Source organism: Crocinitomicaceae bacterium, assembly GCA_016708105.1.
Taxonomy (GTDB): Bacteria; Bacteroidota; Bacteroidia; order Flavobacteriales_D; family Crocinitomicaceae; genus JADJGJ01.
Window position 1 is genome coordinate 261777 of record JADJGJ010000004.1, and the last position, 18689, is coordinate 280465.

Consider the following 18689-nt stretch of genomic DNA (forward strand, 5'->3'; position numbering starts at 1 on the left):
TTATTTCAAAATGTTGATAGTGGGTGCAGTATATTCGGTTTTCTTTTCAGTGATTTCTACTGTTTTAAAAATTGGCTGAACCCCATCATTACATGTGTCACAGCGTGAGTAAGCATAAAGCGTGTAGGTGCCAGTGTTGAGGTAATCAAAACGATATGTCCCATCAAAGCTGCATGAAAATTTATCATCATAGGTGTCATCATTTTCACCATAGATAATGAACACATCTTCATCCATTGCGTCATATTCTGCTATGGTGTCCCCAATGCCATTTATATCATAAACATGCACTTTTCCCAGAATAGAAGAGGTGCCTCCACGACCGGCTTCTTTGTTGCAGGCTGAAGCCAATATTAAAACTAAAGTGATGAGTAAAAAACCTGATTTTTTCATTTGATTAAAAGTAGTGAAGTTTAATATATATGACTTAATAAGTGCAAAAATACAGTTCCGGTGTTTAAATGTCACAACATGCAGAACGAGCAAACCTAATAATAAATTAACAAATAGTACATTTTAAGTTAATGGTACAAGCATATGAAACAATGAAACGAGGTAATCGAGAGCGCACATAATTATCATAATATCAACATAATACAATAATTGTTTTAGAAATCTGCCCGATATTTTTATCCAAAGGAATGCAAGAAAGACTGGAAATTTGAAGAAACCGAATCAACCTTAATGCCTACAAATTCGTACTATTATTGTGTTTAGATAACATTTTATTAATAATTTCACGCAACTGCAATCAATTTATTCAGCCATCGAAGAATAATAAACGGTGTTGAATAAAATAATAAAAACCAACTACATGAAAAGAATTTACTTGCTCATTTTGTTTTTTACAACCTGTCAGGCATTTGGTCAGGTTATGATTAACGAGTACTCATGCTCAAACGCCAACGGACCAACGGATGTTTTTGGCATGCGTGAAGATTGGGTTGAATTATATAATTCAGGAGGCTCTGCATATGATTTAAGTGGATATTTTTTATCTGATAATGACGGTAACCTTCAAAAATGGGAGATTCCTGCCGGCGCAAGTGTTCCTGCAAATGGATACATTAAAATATTTTTTTCAGGCCGCGGTATACTAAGCGGAGGTGAGCTTCACCCGGGCTTTACGCTAACCCAAACCAAACATGAACAAATCATTCTCACCGCACCTTCAGGCAATGTAATTGATAGTTTAACCATGTTGTATATGACCCAAAAAGATCATTCGTATGGCCGTACAACAAGTGGGGCATCTACGTGGAGTTTGTTTACAACGCCTACGCCGGGTGCAGCAAACGCAGCGGCATCTTTGTATTATACGCCTACCCCCGTAATGAGCGTTCAGGCCGGTTTCTATTCTTCATCACAATCTGTCACAATAACAACCACTGATGCATCAGCCACTATTTATTATACTACTGACGGAACAACTCCAACCACAAGCTCTACGGTATATTCTGGTCCGGTAAATATTACTTCAACTACTGTACTGCGCACAAGATGTTTTTCATCAACACCAAACACACCCGCAAGTTTTACTGAAACAAATACCTATTTTATTAATAGCCCACATACCGTGCCGGTAATTTCAGTGTGTGGTGATGAAATAACCGATTTTTTAAATGATGTTGCTCCGGGTGCCTTCAGCAATAATTTTGATGGGGCGTTTGAGTTTTTTGATCAAACAGGAGCATTTATTGATGAAGGTGATGGCTACTATAATAAACATGGAAATGACTCATGGGCCTATGATCAACGTGGATTTGACTTTGTAATGCGTGATGAATATGGTCGGAACTACGCTGTACAACATGAGGTGTTCTCTGAAAAATCACGTGATGAATATCAAAAACTAATTCTTAAAGCAGCCGCAAACGACAACTACCCCGCATCTGGGGGGGCGCACATTCGTGATGCTTATGTACATACCATTTCTGCAATTGGTGATTTAAGATTAGACGAAAGAACATCGGCTTTTGCTGTTATTTATGTAGATGGTGAATATTGGGGATTATATGATGTGCGAGAAAAAGTTGACGACCATGATTTCACAAGCTATTATTACAATCAGGGAAAATATGAAATTGAGTTCATAAAAACATGGGGCGGTACCTGGGCAGAATATGGTGATCCATCCATGACAGAGTGGAATGATTTATATACCTACATAACCACTAACGACATGGCAATACAAGCTAACTATGAGTATGTAAAAACAAAATATAATGTAGGTAGTTTGATTGATTACGTTGTACTCAATTCATTTGTGGTTACATCTGACTGGTTAAACTGGAATACCGCATGGTGGAAAGGCAACAATCCAGACGGTGATAAAAAAACTTGGCGCTATGCGTTGTGGGATAACGATGCAACTTTTGGACATTATATTAACTACACAGGCGTGCCAAGCACAGCGCCTGACGCTGACCCGTGTAACGTTGAAACGCTGTCTGGCGGCTCTGACCCAGAGGGGCACATCACTATTTTAAATGCCCTTATGGCTAATGCAGAGTTTCAGCAAGAGTACATTACGCGATATGCAGATTTGTCTAACGGCGTTTTCTCATGCCCTCAAATGCACGCAATATTAGATAGTATGGTTGCCGTAATGACGCCTGAAATGGCAGGACAAACAACTAAGTGGGGAGGAACAGTTGCTGGTTGGCAAGCTAATGTTCAAACATTGAAAGATTACATTGATGCACGTTGTGCCGCTATAAGTTCCGGCATGGTTGATTGCTACAATCTTACCGGTCCGTTTGATTTGGTAGTGAATGTTGACCCAGTAAACAGCGGTGAAGTAAAAGTTAATTCAGAGTGGGTGCCTTATTACCCATGGACTGGCCTTTATTATGGAAACATCAACACCTTGTTCAAAGCAAACGCATTCACGGGTTATGAATTTGATTACTGGGAATCTACAAATCACACCTTTGCAAATCCTGATAGTTTAAATGATACGCTTGATTTAACCATGGCTGATTCAGTGATTGCACATTTTAAAGTAATTGAAGTTGCCCCACCGCCACCGCCGCCCGGCGTACCAAATCCTAGCACCTATACAGGATTTCATTTACCAAATGCGTTCTCCCCAAACAACGACAACAACAATGATTTGCTGATGTTTTATGCAGGATGGGACGTAATCTCTTTTGAACTTGCCATTTATGATCGTTGGGGTAATCAGGTGTTTAAAACAAAAGAACTTTATGATTATTGGGACGGCTATTATCAAGGCAAGCTGGTCAACTCCGGAATTTACACCTACACCGTGACCTATATTTTAGAGGAGCAAGGCGAGATAACAAAAACGGGAAATATTACCGTTATCAGATAGAAAGAGATGAGAAAAAGCGCACTTATATTTACCATGGCTATAGGCCTGGCGAGCCACGCTCAGGACATTCATTTTACTCAGGCTCAACAGGTGCCCATGCTAATTAATCCTGCTGCAACGGGCATGTTTAATGGCTGGGAGAGATTTACTATAAACCATAAAAGCCAATGGGTTAATACAGGAACAAAATTCTTTACCACCTCCATAGCGGCCGACATGAATTTTTTTAAACCCAAAAGAGGCAATAAAGCACACATGGGGTTTGGTATTCAGTTGTATAATGATGTGGGAGGTGACAGCAAATTTGGAACAAAACAAGCGCTATTTAATTTGAGCGCTATTGTGCCTTTAGGTGAAATGCATCAACTTTCAGCCGGTTTGCAATTTGGTCTTGGTCAGCGCACCGGCGATTTAACAGGCTTGATTTTTCCAAATCAGTTTGATGGTGATGTCCTTGATCCAACGCTAAACTCCAATGAATACAATAATCTGGTAAGCTTTATGTATCCAGATGTTTCAGCCGGTTTATTTTACCGGTTCGGAAATCATAAAGTTGGTTTTACGCGAGATGATGCAACAGATTTCAGATTTGGTGTCGCGTATTTTCATGTTAATACACCTGAGCTAACTTATCGAATTGGGTATAAAGAACAGCTGTATTCAAAATTTGTTATTCATGCTTCTTTTTTGAAAGATTTTCCAGGGACATCAGTTGGGATAGAAACATTTTTTAATGAATTTATCCAAGGTCCACATAATGAAACGCTCTTTGGTTTGTTGTTGCGGTATCGGTTAATGAGCGGTGGTAAAACCACGGGTTTATCGAAAGATGCGTATTTAATTACCGGCTTTGCCTGGAGGTACAAAGATGCTATTTGCCCAACTCTTTATCTGCAGTGGAGTGGGTTTAAATTCGGCATTTCATACGATGTAACCGTTGCTGAATTTGGAAGAACCTCTCGCGCCGGAGGACTTGAGTTTTCGCTTGAATATGCCAATCTGGACTTTGCCCTGTTTAAAAGAAGAGGCTTATAATTTGAACTCAAATAATATGAAATAAAAAAAGCGACACCCTTCAGTGCCGCTTTTTTATTGTAAAATGGGTCTACTATTTTTTAACTACGTAAACGATTTTGCCATTGCCCGGGTCTGGTCCGCCGGTAACAGCTTTTTCCAAAGCATCTAATAATGCAGTTGCATTTTTTTCATGTACAGCCTGAAAGTTGGGGTCATTTTCTTGCGCCCAGTTAATGCGTTTTTTTACTACAACGCGGTTCTCTACTTCAACCACACAAGCCAAACGACCGGTGTACATAGTTCTGTAACCCTCAGCACCCATTGTTTTAAGGATTGCTGTCATGTCCGCATTGTTATCAACTGTTGCGTCAAAGTCATACTTAACAATAAATTCTTCAATCATAAGTTTCGTTTTTTAGTAATTTGAGAATGAAGATAAAAATTTATTGATTACTTTCAGAAAAATGTTTGCCAGAGTTTACATTGTAATTGTTTTAGCGCTCAGCACCTTTATGCTGAACCATGAGGCTTATGCGCAATCTTCAAAGGTTGATAGCCTTGAAAAACAGTTAATGGTGACAACCGGATCAGAGGCGCAGGCTGATCTTTTGCAACAAATTTATGATGAGGTTGAGGTGTTCAATTATGAAAGGGCGAATAAAATTGCGCACAAATATTATCTATTAGCTACTGAAACATTGCCAAATTCTAAACATGAATTAGAGGCTATTTTGAGAATGGGCAATTCATTTATGTATCTTGAGAAAAATGACTCTGCACTATACTATTACAAAGAGTTAATTAACAAGTCAAGCGAACTGAAGGACACCGTTTTCTTGTCTAAGGCCTACAATAATTTAGGAGTACTAAACGCAAACACCGGAGACCTTAGTGCGGGTATTTATTATTTTAAAAAGAGTTCTGAACTTGATGCATTAATTGGAGACAATGAAGGAAGCATTACGGGTTATTCTAACATTGGTGCAATTTTCGCTGCGCAAGACAAAATTGACTCGGCATTGCTTTATTTAAATAGGGCATTGGATGCTGCCTTGGTTTTGCAAAACCCTGAAATAATTATTGCTTGTTATATTGACCTCTCGGTAATACATAACGGTTTAGGAAAGCTGGATGAAACCCAGCGTTATGCAGGCCTTGCATTGGAGGTTGCTAAACAACAAAATGACCTATCTTCTATTGCACAATCAGAAAGAATGTTTGCAATAACCTATCAAAAAGAAAAAAAGTTCAAAATTGCTGTTGAGCATGATTTGCTCAGTTTGAATGCAGCCAATGATGGGGGTGCATTGGAACATGCTTTATTGGCAATTGGTGGCTTGGCTTTTTCATACGAACAAATGGGTATGTATAAAGAAGCAATAGCTTATCACAAAATGTACAGAACCTACAGTGATTCGTTGAAAGAAATAAATAACGAGGCTGAATTCATTCGAGCATCCCAAGAATATAATGCTGAGCAGGCCATTAAAGAAAATGAAATATTATACCAAAAAAGTAAAATTAAAGACCTTGAAATTGAAAAGAGTGAAGAAGAACTAGCCAATTCACGCATTGTGATTATATCTTCAATTGTTGGTTTGTTTTTATTAGTCGTACTGGCATTAACGCTTTACAACAGGAATATAATTAAGCAACGCGCAAACCAAAAACTGCATGACGCCAACGCAATCATTCAAGCAAAAAACAATGACATTATCGCGTCCATTGATTATGCAAGTAAAATACAAGAGGCCCTATTACCAAACAGCGATGAGCCAAATTTATTTCAAGATTCCTTTTTTCTACTAAAACCAAAAGACATCGTGAGTGGTGATTTTGTTTGGCATACGCAGGTAGATGATTACAAAGTTTTTGCCGCAGTTGATTGTACCGGACACGGTGTACCGGGCGCGTTTATGAGTATGATTGGAAACGCATTTTTGCAACAGATTATTGTTGAGATGGGCTTGCGTGAACCCGGTAAAATATTAGATCAATTAAGAGAAAAAATTATCACCGCGCTAAATCAGAAAAAAGGAATGTCACATCGTCGTGACGGAATGGACATGGCACTTTGCGTATTAGACACTAAGAATAATAAGTTACATTTTGCCGGCGCCAACAATCCGCTTTTTATGATTCAACAAAACGTATTGGTGGAAATTCAGGGAGACAAGCAACCTGTTGGCTTTTTTGAGGGACTTGAACGGCCCTTTACTTCTCACTCAATAGATGTTTTGGAGGGCGATTGTGTCTACGTTTTTTCTGACGGATATGTAGACCAGTTTGGGGGTCCAAAAGGAAAAAAATTCAAGTACAAACAACTCAAAGAACTGCTCATGAATATTCATCATAAAAAAATGCAAGAACAAAAGAACATCCTGAATCAAACTTTCATTGATTGGAAAGGAGACCTAGAACAGTTGGATGATGTTTGTATTGTTGGAGTAAGAATATAATTTTTAACTCGCATCATTGTTTTCGCCGTATGAGTTCTGTTGATTTTCTTCAAACCACAAAAACAAAAGAAACGTTTGCGCTGGTTGTGTTTGCGCTTACAGTCATTATTCCTGCGCTCGGATATAATGGCTTTTTGTTTGAATTTCTGATTGGGTTGAACAGTGCGCTATTTTATTCAATTGTTTGCATTGGTTCATTATTGTCATTTTTCATCACAAATTATAAACGTGTACTGGCCAATTTAGCGGGGGGTCTCCTTACCGGTCCGGGGGTTGCTTTTGCAACAGGTTGGTATCTCACTGAGCGTTCTTCCATCATGAAAATTGAACTGGTTATTCCCATGTTTCTTGGCGGTTTACCGGGCGTGCTGGTTTATTTTTTAATTGTAAAATTTTCTTCAAACCGCAGCAAGAATACCGGTAAAGCAAAATAGCAATCTTATAATTGCGATCATTCCCGTAGACAAGAATGAATTTATTCCCTATATTTACTTTCAATAAGAAAAATCTATGCGATTAAACGATTTATTTACAGGATTGACTTTGATTTCTGCGCCCTTGTTTGCCCAGCCCGCTAACAACTCATGTAGTAATGCTGACCGGCTTTGTCCAAACGTGATTGTAAATGGCAATACGCAAGGCGCAACAACTGATGCCGCAACTGATTATAATTTTTGTTTTACACCCTCAGCAACCATTTGGTATAAATTTACCACAGATGCTGATGGCGGCACGGTTACAATAGATTTTTCAAATCTTGTTTTTAATCCGGATGCCAGCATGGGTCAACAAATAGAGGCGCATATCATTGAGGCCACCACGCCGTGTTCTATACCTACTTATACGCCTCTTTCTGCTTGCGGTAACGGAGCAGGGGATTTCAGTGTGACATCCGCCATAGCATTGGCCGCAAACACTACTTATTATGTTCAGGTAAATGGTGCAAATACGGGAGCTGGCGTTACTCAATCAGCGGAGTGTACTTTTGATATTACTATAAGCGGTGATGGGGTTGAACAAACTGCTCCAACAGCTTCAATCAGCGCAGCCAACACCGTGCTTTGTTTTGGTGACACGGAGATAGTAACCGCAACTGTCTCCGCAGCCTTGGATACCGTTGCATTTAATTGGTACTTTAACAATGCCTTGCTAGTGTCATCGTCAACTCAAAACACCTATGATGCCGGAACATTACTGGGGGATGGTTATTTAAAACTCATTTTTGAAACCGATGCAATTTGTACAATAAGTGATACCACTGACAGCATTTATTTTGAAGTTACTCAAATCAGCGCAAACGCCGGGCCCGACAAGTTTATTTCTGAAGGCGGGCAAACTACACTTGATGGTTCTGGTGATGGCACACCGGTATGGGCCCCGGGCTCAAGCTTAAATAGTACATCTGTGTTTACCCCGGTTGCTAGTCCAACAACAAATACTACTTATTTTCTATCAGTAACCAGCGGAACTTGCACTGCCACTGACAGCGTGAATGTTTTTGTTGGTGAAATTATCAATGTTTTTACTGCCTTCACGCCTAATGGTGATGATGTAAATGACAAATGGATAATTCAAAACAGCGGACAATTTGATAATATTGAAATATGGGTGTATGATCGATCTGGACAAGAGGTTTTTCATACTACCAACTATTCAACCCAAGACAAATGGTGGGATGGAACACTGAAGAATAATGGAGACCCACTGCCTGCATCAACCTATTTTTATGTCATTGATTTGAAAGAAGGAGACTATCCACTTTTTAAAGGCTCAGTTACAATTATCAGATAATATTCAACATGAAAAAAATAATTTCAATAGCGGTTCTCTCCTTTTCACTTGCTGGTTTTGGGCAGCAAACAGAACACTATACCCAGTATGAGTATAATCAGTTTGCTTTTAACCCGGCAGTTGCGGGCACCAAATCATGTATTGATATAAGAAGTGGCTACAGATTCCAATGGGTGGGAATTGACGGAGCGCCAGAAACTGGATTTATAAATGCGCACGCCCCATTGCATTTCAGTAAAAAAAACAGAATGTCATTTGGCCCAAAACACGGAATAGGAGGGCAAATTAAACGGGATAAATTTGGTCCGTTCTCTTTTTTGATGGCTGAAGTTACCTACGCTTTGCATATCCCAATCAACAGAAACTGGACCTTGTCATTTGGAACATCATTGGGGGTTAAACAAGCAACGTTTAATGTGTCATCTTTGACCACTGAGGTATATGATCCTGCTATTCCTAATTCAAGTCCGTCTTACGTTGTTTTTCCCGACGGTAAAGCGGGCTTATGGTTGGCTGACAAAAAAACTTACATTGGGTTATCCATTCATAATTTATATGGAAGAACAATGAAAAATGTGGGCACAGACAATGATTTCCAAAGACACTTTTACTTCACTGCCGGTCGCAGTTTTCGTTTGAAAAGCAATTGGACTTTCATTCCCTCAGTATTCTTCTTAAAAACAAAAAACACCCCACTTGATTTTCATTTGAGCGCTGTAGTAGATATGGAAAATAAATTAGCTTTTGGTATTGGATTGCGGCGTACCGATGCCATAACGGCTCAGGTCAGAGTTAAGTTATTCAACTTTATTTCTGTTGGTTATTCTTTTGACTTTGTTATTTCCAAATTAGCTAAAGACATGTGGTATACGCATGAAATAACCGGAGGATTTAATTCATGTTCTAATTACGGCAATTCCAGCACAACTGATTGTCCGGCGTTTGAATAAACAACCTTTTGAATTATCAATGCGTTTATTACAATGAAAGAGAACCATAACCAGCAAATAAAAACAACCAACCAAAAGAGCAGCGGTAGCAAATTAAACGAATAGCTTATGACATTTAAAAGAGCTCTTTCAAACATAAAAAAAACACTGGCTCTATCAGCGTGCTTAATGCTTTATCAATCGCTGTCAGCAAGAGATTTTTATTGGATAAATGGTTCAGGAAACTGGTCTGAAACACAACATTGGTCATCTGTTTCTGGTGGTTCTTCTTGCGGTCTCATTCCGGGTGAAGACGATGAAATATTTTTTGATCAGAATTCAACCAATCAGTTTTTTCCAAAAGTGTTTATTGATCAGGATGTCAAAATAAACTCCTTGCATATTACTTCACAAAAAGGCTTGGTGTTGGTGTCTGAAAACAACAACCTGACAATCACAAGTAAGGTCAACATAGCACAAAATTGTTCCTTTTTATTTTCTGGAAACGCAAAACTGATATTCCAAAATGACAATCTTCAAGAGGGGGAAATAAACACACATGGTATTTCTATAAACTGCTCAGTTGATGTAAAGGGTAATTGGTCATTTCAGGATCATTTCATCCTAACTCCTGAGGCTAATTTGTCATTTTTTGGTGGAGAAATTCTGACCAACGGCAACACCTTGGCAGCGGGAAATATCTTGTTTACCCAAAGCACAACAAGGATTGATTTAAACGGCTCAGCGGTATATGCCCATAATGAAATTAATTTGTCACGAGCTGCAGGAACAGGAGATCCGGGAATTATCTATTCAACGAGCGGACACCCTTCAGGAGGAAGTGAAAATCATTTACCTGGGAGTAGTTGGTTCAAATCTACAACAAACTGCGTTGGGGCTGCCCCATTAGTATTAACGCTTACGGTTATCACCAACTTTAATGGTGAGGACATCTCCTGTTTTGACTCATGTGATGCAGAAATTGAAATCACTACCGCGGGTACGCCCGGCCCATATTCATACTCATTAAACGGCGGACCATTTGGAACTCAAACCACTTTTACTGGTCTTTGCGCAGGTAATTATACTGTTACGGTCATTGACTCATCCAACCAGATTGTACCAGGACTTTACGCACAGTGCAGTGTTGCAGAAAATGTGGCCGAACCGAGCATTCTAACTTTCCCCCCGCCTTTTGTTGTTCAACCTACTTGTCCATCAACATGTGATGGGCAGGCATTCTCATTCCCCGGTGGCGGTACCGGAGTGCTTAGTGTGTTCTGGGCAACAAGCGGTGAAACAACAGCCAATCCGGTTGGTCTTTGCGTTGGCAACAACCCAGTAACTGTAACAGATGCGAATGGATGTACCTTAAGTGATGTGGTGGTAATTAATAGTCCCCCACCAATTTTACCGGGTGAAACAATCACTCCTCCTACATGTGCGGGTGATGTTGACGCTGAAATCCTATTAAATCCTTCTGGCGGTAATGGGGGACCTTATACCATTGTTTGGAACCCCGTTCCGGCGAGTGGGCAGGGTACAAATCCAGGAATAGGTTTCGATAACGTTGTTGTCACGGTTTCAATTTTTGACGTTGATGGTTGTCAAAAAGACACCTCGTTTACAATCGTTGATCCTCCAATATTGTCTGTTAATGCAGCCCTTGTAGCTAACGCCTCTTGTTTCGGGTTTTGTGATGGTGACGCCAGCGCAACACCGGCGGGAGGAACCGGAGGGTATACCTTTGAGTGGTTTGATTTTACCACGGGTTTAACAACCGGAATAACAGCCCAAAATCCATCTACTCTTTGTGCCGGCACTTACTATGTCATAGTTACTGATGCAGGAGGCTGTTTTGACCAAAGCGGAAACATTACAATTAACCAGCCTACAGAAGTTACCGGCACAGCCACATCAACAGACATGTCATGTTTTGATATTTGTGATGGCACCACCTCTGTTGTAGGTGGTGGCGGAACCCCAGGCTACACATATGCATGGGAGGCAGTGCCTGCTGGTACAGGGCTTGGAGCAACTTCAAGCCTGAATGGTCTCTGTGCAGGCTTGTTTGAAATAACTGTTTTTGATGCTAATGGATGTCCATCATCTCCTGATACAGTTGAGGTGATTCAGCCCACGCCTGTAACTCAAGCACTGACAAGTACTGACCCCACATGTTATGATTTATGTGATGGTGCCGCAACAACGGTGGCCGGTGGTGGCGTTGGTGGTTACACCTACACATGGGTACCCGCTCCAGGTTTAGGGCAAGGCACTGCAAATGGAACTAACATGTGCGATGGGGCTTATACGGTTACTGTTGCTGACGCGAATGGTTGTAATGTAGATACCACTTTCACTATTACCAACCCGCCACAATATGATATTACTGTCACACAAACCGATTTACTCTGTAGTGGTGATGTAAACGGCACAATAAGCGTAACCGTAAACAGTGGCGGAAGTGGCGCAGGATACACCTTTACTTGGGCACCGGTTCCGCCTGTTGGCCAGGGAACACCAAACGTCTCAGGATTAAGTGCAGGGATTTGGACCGTGACTATTGAAGATGCCTTGTTGTGTGATACTACCTTAAGTTTTACCATTACAAGTCCAACCCCTTTAATTATTAATGCATCTGTGATTTCTCAGGTTACTTGTTTTGGTGATTGCAATGGTTCGGGTCAGGTTGTGATTGCCGGCGGAACAGCGCCCTATAATATTCTATGGGATGATGGTGGAGCACAAACTACCGCCGTTGCAAGTAATCTCTGTGATGGAATTTATACCGCAACAGTAACTGATGATAATGGTTGCGTTGCATCAGACAATATTGCTATAACACAACCTGCGCCGTTCAACTTAACCACATCGTTTAATGACATCATTTGTTTTGATGATTGCACCGGTTCGGCCACTGTGACGATGATAGGTGGAGGATCGCCTCCATACAATATTTTATGGGATGACGCACCCCTTAATCAAACAACATTCACTGCTATCAATCTATGTGCTGGTAATTATACGGCAACAGTCACAGATCAGAACTTATGTGATACCGTGTTGAATTTTACGATTAGCGAACCTCCTGCAATTATTATTACAATCAATAGTCAAAATAGTGCCTGTTTTGGAACCTGTTCGGGATCTGCAGATATAAGCGCCTTAGGTGGTACCGGTGCGCTATCTTATCAATGGTATGATGATATTACAGGTCTGCCAATTCCGGGAGAAACAAATACAACTATTTCTAACCTTTGTCCGGGTGATTATTATTGTTTAGTAACTGATGCTGCCGGCTGTTCCATTGCATCATCTGTTATCACAATCACAGAGTTGCCGGAAATAATTATTACGCTGGATTCATTTGTGGATGCTACATGTGGTCTGTGTGATGGTCAAGCAAACATTACTGCCTCTGGTGGTACGGGTGCATTCAGTTACAACTGGGTCCCTGCTCCCGGGGCAGGGCAGGGCACACCAAACGTTACAGGCCTGTGTGCCGGAGCCAATACAGTAACTATTACTGATGGTTTGGGTTGCACTGAAAACCTTATAGTTCCAATCAACAACGTGGCTGGTGAAATTCTGCAGTTAGACTCCGTTAATACGTCGTGTTTCAGCATATGTGATGGGCAACTAATTGCCAATTTTAATTCCATTGATCCGCCATATACGCTAGAATGGTTTGATAATACAACAGGACTTACAACTGGGGTGGTTGTGAATCCTGCGGTTAGTCCGGTGACATCAGCTGGATTTTGTCAAGGAGATTATTTGGCTGTGCTCACAAACAATACGGGATGTACAGTCACAGAAGTCATTACACTGAATGAACCAACTGAGATAACTGCAGTAATTACTCCAACCGATGTGGATTGTGCAGGTAATTGTAACGGAACAGCGAGCGCTGTTGCGGCAGGTGGCGCCGGTGGGTACAATTACACATGGAATCCAATGCCCGGAGGGGGGCAAGGCACGCCGAACGCATCAGGACTTTGTGATGGCAATTATACATTGACCGTTACTGACATGACGGGGTGTAATGAAAACTTCACTACAACAATTTCTGAGCCCGTTGCGTTGGTTATTGATAATTCGTCTTCAAATGATATTTCTTGTTTCGGGGCCAATGATGGGTCTGTGAGTGTTATTACTTCCGGTGGTATTCCACCAATTAGTTATGAGTGGTTTAGCTGTACAACCGGGTTGTCTACTGGTATCCTGACAGCTGTTGCAAGCAACTTAGGCCCGGACACCTATCAGGTTGTGGTGACAGACGCTAACGGTTGCTCAGTTACCGGACCGTGTTTAGTGGTTAATGAACCACCATCTCTTACTGCAACCATTAACACATCAACAGTAAATTGTTTTGGAAATTGTGACGGGCTGATGGATGTTCTACCCGCCGGAGGAACAGCACCGTATTTCTATCAGTGGCAAGATGAATTCAGTATTGACATTGCGGGTCAGACAAACGATACTATGAACAATGTTTGTCAAGGCATTTACAATGTTCAAGTAACTGATTTTTCTGGATGTTCTATCACGTTTGGACCGATAGACATGACAGCGCCTGCTTCTCCATGGGTGGTAACAACCGCATTTTCTGATCCAACTTGTTCTGGAACTTGTGATGGAACGGCAACTGTAACTGTTCTTGGAGGAAATAATCCTCCATATTCTTATCAATGGGATGATCCATTCAATCAGGTAACAGCGGGAGCCACCAACCTATGTGCCGGCACTTGGACGGTTACTATCAGCGATGCCGGAATATGTGACACAACCATTTCATTTACCTTAATTGCTCCTACATCCATAACCTCTAATGCAACTATTACGGATAATCTTTGTTTTGGAGATTGTAACGGGACAGTGACGGTTAATCCTTTTGGTGGAACAATGCCATATACTATATCATGGACTGATGGACAGTTTGGTGCGACAGCAATTGGCTTATGTGTCGGACCCATCACAGTAAATATTACTGATGGTTTAGGATGTACTGAGGATACCACGATAAATATCACCGAGCCGGCAGATTTAATCGTAAACTCATCTTTCTCAAACAATGCAACTTGTGGAGTTTGTAATGCTAGTGCAACAGTGAACATGGCAGGGGGCGTTCCGCCTTATACGTATGACTGGTCACCCGATCCGGCCGCAGGTGAGGGCACGAATAATGCTTCAGGCTTATGCCCGGGAGTGGTTACTTGTACTGTTACTGACATGAATGGCTGTATAGAGACCCCATCGTTTCCAATTTCTGATGTGAATGGAGAAACGGTGACCATTACGTCAACTGACGAATCATGTTTTGGTGCTTGTGATGGAACCGCCGATGCTGTTTATGTTTGTGGTGATCCCGCATGTACCCAAGAGTGGTATGACGCAACAAGCGGTCTGTCATTGGGGGTTTTTACCTCTACAATTTCCAACTTGTGTGCTGGTGATTATTTCGTTGAGGTAATAAATAATTCAGGGTGTGTTTCTATTGAAACAGCAACAATTAGCGGTCCAACACAGATCATAGACAATGCAACTGTTACACCTGTAATTTGTAATAATGACAGCAACGGAAGTATTACGCTAAACCCAAGCGGTGGATCAGGGGCAGGATATACTTATGTGTGGAATCCGGTGCCTTCAAACGGACAAGGAACCAATCAAGCACTTAATATTGGTGCGGGTAGCTGGACAGTTGATATTACCGATGGTTCAGGTTGTACAGAAACTTATGTTTACGACATTACTAATCCGCCGGCAATTACAATTACAGCAACACCTACCGATCCAAGTTGCGCTGTATTCTGTAATGGAATGATCAGCATTGTAGTAGCCGGAGGTTATGGAGGATTTACCTATCAGTGGACATCAGGAGGGGTGCCAATTCCGGGGGCAACCAATACGCTAATAACAAATCTTTGTTCTGGTAATTATAACGTTGACGTAACTGATTTGAATGGTTGTACCGTGAATATGGCCGCTGATATCACCTTAAGTGAACCGGTACCGGTGTCAGCGCCAATATCAGGCACAGATGTGCTTTGTTTTGGTGATTGTTCAGGTACGGCAACAGTTGTCCCTTCAGGCGGTTTTCCTCCATATATTGTCAACTGGTATGATGCAGGAACATCAGCCTTAATAGGTCAAACCGGTACTACGGCCACTAACCTTTGCGCTGGTACTTATTATGCCGTGATAACAGATAATAACGGATGTAATTTTACTTCACCAAATCAAACAATCAATGAACCGGCACAACTAACTTCTGCTCTTACAACAACTGATGCAAGTTGTTTTGGTTTCTGTGATGGAACAGGCGATCTGGTACTTGGTGGAGGAACGCTTCCTTATTCTTATGAGTGGCTTGATATCATGGGCAATCCTATTCCTGGCGGCACAACATCAACAATTAGTAATTTGTGTGAGGGTAACTATACTGTTGAGGGGACAGACGGAAATGGCTGTTCAACTGGAATTATGTTTGTTGCAATAAATGGTTTCCCTGAAATAACTGGAAACGTATTTACAAATGATGCCAATTGCGGTGTGGCTGACGGAAATGCGACAGTTTTTGCTAATGGAGGAAATCCACCATACACCTACCAGTGGATGGACAATTTGATGGTTGCTATTCCTGGTCAAATTGCGAGTACTTTATCTAACGTTTTAGCCGGAACATATTTTGTTGAAGTAACGGATGCAAATGGATGTTCTCAAGTTTTCCAGGCGGATATTTCTAATTTTTCTTCAACCACTATCTCTTGGGATAATGTTTCTGACCCATCATGTTTTGGAGTGAATGACGGTTCAATTTCTATTACAGTGAGCAGCCTTAATCCGCCTTTGAGCTATACTTGGAATCCGGGTGGTATTATTGCTGAAGATCCAACCGGTCTTGCCGCAGGAACTTATACTGTTCAGGTTACAGACGCTACAGGCTGTATTAATTTCTACTCTACTACACTTAATGACCCTACGCCAATAACAATTTCTTCAGTTTCAACCCCTTCAGACTGCGGCCAATGTAATGGATCAATTACCGTAAACCCTTTGGGTGGTGCGGGCGCTTTGACTACCATTTGGAATAACGGCGGCAGTGGAACAAGTATTTCCGGTTTATGTTCTGGTGTTTATGAAGCACAAGTTACTGATGCAAATGGCTGTGTGTTGACTGAGCAAGTTGACGTAGCAAACACAGGTGGTCTCACGAGTGATCAAATCATTACTTCCATTACTTGCGCCGGTGGATGTGATGGGGAAATACTAATTAGTGGTTTAGGCGGAACGCCACCATACAATTATCAATGGCTCCATGATGGATCAACTTCTGACATGCAAACCGCTTTGTGTGCCGGAAGTTATTTTGTTACTATTACAGATGCTACCGGTTGTTCCGTGAACGTTCAGGTTGATCTTGTGGATCCTAATCCGATTACAGCGGTTGCAACCATTACAAATCCTGACTGTCTTGCAAGCAATGGTTCAATTTCTGTTGTAAGCGCCGATGGAAATTTACCTCACACCTATCAATGGGATACTGGACCAATAACCCCAGCTATAGGTGGATTAAGCGCTGGCATTTATACACTTACAATAACTGATGCCTCAGGCTGCAACATGGATTTTGTTTACGGACTCAATAACTTAAATGCTGCCGTAATAACTCTTACTGCAACCAATGTAAATTGTTATAATGTGTGTGATGCAACAATTGATACACTAGATATGCTTGGTGGAACAGCACCGTTTAATTTTGACTGGATGGATGGAACAGGCGCCTCACTAGGAATAATAACGCCACTTATTACCGGCCTTTGTGAGGGAGATTATTTACTTGAAGTAACAGATGCTAACGGATGCATTTCTTTCCAAGCGCAAACTATAACACAACCCGACACCATTCTGCTTAACCCACTGTTCTTAATTGACCCCTCATGTAATGGAGTCTGTGATGGTTCTATTGTTTCAAACCCAATAGGCGGTACCTTGCCGTTTAGTTTTGTTTGGGATGATCCTGCCTCACAAACAACTTTTACTGCCGGAGGTTTGTGCGATGGAACATTCAATGTGAATATTACGGATGCAAATGGATGCGGTGTTTCACAAAGCGGAACACTGATTGAACCGTCTGCTATCGTGATAACCATTGACAACATAACAGACGCCGCTTGTCTAAATGCTAATGATGGAGGTATAGATATTACGGTAAATGGAGGAACACCGGGATACACCTATGAGTGGATTTCTCAAACCCTTACCGACACCATACTATCGGAGGACATTTCAGCCCTGCTTCCAATGAATTATTCACTTACCGTTACTGATCAGAACGGTTGTATAGCTCAGGACACCGTTGCAGTTGATACATTATTGGTTGTTTTAGCCAACGCAGGGTTAGATGAATTTATTTGTTACAATGACACGCTTACTCTTATTGGAGCATCTAATGTTGCTGGGGCATTGTATACATGGTATGATTCACTTGGAGTGTTCATTATTGATACCAATGTCCTAGTGTTGCCACCTGTTGCTGTTGGAAATACAGAGTTTATTCTTGAGGTTTCTTTTGCCGGCTGTTCACATCAAGACACGGTGCTGGTAACCATGAACGGTCAAATTAGCGTTGAGGCAGGACCAGACATTGATTTATATACGACCCAGACTGGCGGTATAGGCGGAACACCAACAACGGCAGCAACAAATACCGTTTTGTGGTCTCCTTCAACCTATTTGAATAATGATACCCTGTTTAATCCTACCGTAATGAAACCACAGGTATCAACCATGTATTATGTTACAGCAACAGACACCAATGGTTGTACGGCAATGGATTCAATGTACGTTGAGGTATTGCCTGATATCATTATTCCGGATGGTATTTCGCCAAATGGAGACAACCTGAATGACACATGGATCTTAGATTTTCTGGATCAATACCCCGGCGTATCAATAACAATACAGGTATATAATCGTTGGGGAGAATTGCTATTTGAAAGTGACGAAAACTATGCTGATGATTGGGATGGCACAACGAAAAACAACAAGAAATTGCCTGCAGGCACGTATTATTTTGTGATAGACATAGATCATGAAGATTTTCCTGATCCATTCACCGGTCCAATTACAATTATGTGGTAAACATTA

At 41.2% G+C, this 18689-nt stretch carries 9 protein-coding genes; 7 read left to right on the forward strand and 2 right to left on the reverse strand.

Annotation, left to right across the window (positions count from 1 at the left end; translation table 11 throughout):
- The gene (locus tag IPH66_16950; protein MBK7131031.1) at positions 1-393 is read right to left on the reverse strand and encodes a hypothetical protein; all 393 of its coding nucleotides are present in this window, start codon (positions 391-393) and stop codon (positions 1-3) included.
- 421 nt (positions 394-814) lie between these two features.
- Here IPH66_16950 and IPH66_16955 point away from each other — a divergent pair, with 421 nt between their 5' ends.
- Complete coding sequence (locus tag IPH66_16955) at positions 815-3337, forward strand: CotH kinase family protein (GenBank protein ID MBK7131032.1); 2523 nt, start codon at positions 815-817, stop codon at positions 3335-3337.
- Between the two features lie 33 nt (positions 3338-3370).
- Positions 3371-4372: a PorP/SprF family type IX secretion system membrane protein gene (locus tag IPH66_16960; protein MBK7131033.1), complete on the forward strand. Its 1002-nt coding sequence runs from the start codon at positions 3371-3373 to the stop codon at positions 4370-4372.
- Between the two features lie 73 nt (positions 4373-4445).
- On the opposite strand, the gene IPH66_16965 is transcribed toward IPH66_16960, so the two are convergent.
- A complete protein-coding gene (locus tag IPH66_16965; protein ID MBK7131034.1) occupies positions 4446-4757 on the reverse strand; it encodes a hypothetical protein in 312 nt (103 codons plus the stop codon).
- A 61-nt stretch (positions 4758-4818) separates the two neighbouring features.
- On the opposite strand from IPH66_16965, the gene IPH66_16970 reads away from it, so the two are divergent.
- The 5 genes from IPH66_16970 to IPH66_16990 all read left to right on the forward strand — a co-directional run bounded on the left by IPH66_16970 (position 4819) and on the right by IPH66_16990 (position 18683).
- Positions 4819-6813: a SpoIIE family protein phosphatase gene (locus IPH66_16970; GenBank protein ID MBK7131035.1), complete on the forward strand. Its 1995-nt coding sequence runs from the start codon at positions 4819-4821 to the stop codon at positions 6811-6813.
- A gap of 29 nt (positions 6814-6842) precedes the next feature.
- The gene (locus tag IPH66_16975; GenBank protein MBK7131036.1) at positions 6843-7247 is read left to right on the forward strand and encodes a hypothetical protein; all 405 of its coding nucleotides are present in this window, start codon (positions 6843-6845) and stop codon (positions 7245-7247) included.
- Positions 7248-7323: 76 nt separating this feature from the next.
- Positions 7324-8604: a gliding motility-associated C-terminal domain-containing protein gene (locus IPH66_16980; GenBank protein ID MBK7131037.1), complete on the forward strand. Its 1281-nt coding sequence runs from the start codon at positions 7324-7326 to the stop codon at positions 8602-8604.
- Between the two features lie 8 nt (positions 8605-8612).
- Entirely contained in the window at positions 8613-9554 is a 942-nt protein-coding gene (locus IPH66_16985; GenBank protein ID MBK7131038.1) for a type IX secretion system membrane protein PorP/SprF, read from the forward strand.
- Between the two features lie 108 nt (positions 9555-9662).
- Positions 9663-18683, forward strand: coding sequence for a gliding motility-associated C-terminal domain-containing protein (locus tag IPH66_16990; protein ID MBK7131039.1), 9021 nt, complete (start codon positions 9663-9665; stop codon positions 18681-18683).
- The last annotated feature ends 6 nt before the right edge of the window (positions 18684-18689 follow it).

Bases quoted from the DNA above. Each gene is read 5' to 3' on its own strand.
- IPH66_16970 (MBK7131035.1), top strand. From the start codon at position 4,819: ATGTTTGCCAGAGTTTACATTGTAATTGTTTTAGCGCTCAGCACCTTT.
- IPH66_16985 (MBK7131038.1), top strand. From the start codon at position 8,613: ATGAAAAAAATAATTTCAATAGCGGTTCTCTCCTTTTCACTTGCTGGT.
- IPH66_16990 (MBK7131039.1), top strand. From the start codon at position 9,663: ATGACATTTAAAAGAGCTCTTTCAAACATAAAAAAAACACTGGCTCTA.
- IPH66_16965 (MBK7131034.1), bottom strand. From the start codon at position 4,757: ATGATTGAAGAATTTATTGTTAAGTATGACTTTGACGCAACAGTTGAT.
- IPH66_16975 (MBK7131036.1), top strand. From the start codon at position 6,843: ATGAGTTCTGTTGATTTTCTTCAAACCACAAAAACAAAAGAAACGTTT.
- IPH66_16960 (MBK7131033.1), top strand. From the start codon at position 3,371: ATGGCTATAGGCCTGGCGAGCCACGCTCAGGACATTCATTTTACTCAG.
- IPH66_16980 (MBK7131037.1), top strand. From the start codon at position 7,324: ATGCGATTAAACGATTTATTTACAGGATTGACTTTGATTTCTGCGCCC.
- IPH66_16950 (MBK7131031.1), bottom strand. From the start codon at position 393: ATGAAAAAATCAGGTTTTTTACTCATCACTTTAGTTTTAATATTGGCT.
- IPH66_16955 (MBK7131032.1), top strand. From the start codon at position 815: ATGAAAAGAATTTACTTGCTCATTTTGTTTTTTACAACCTGTCAGGCA.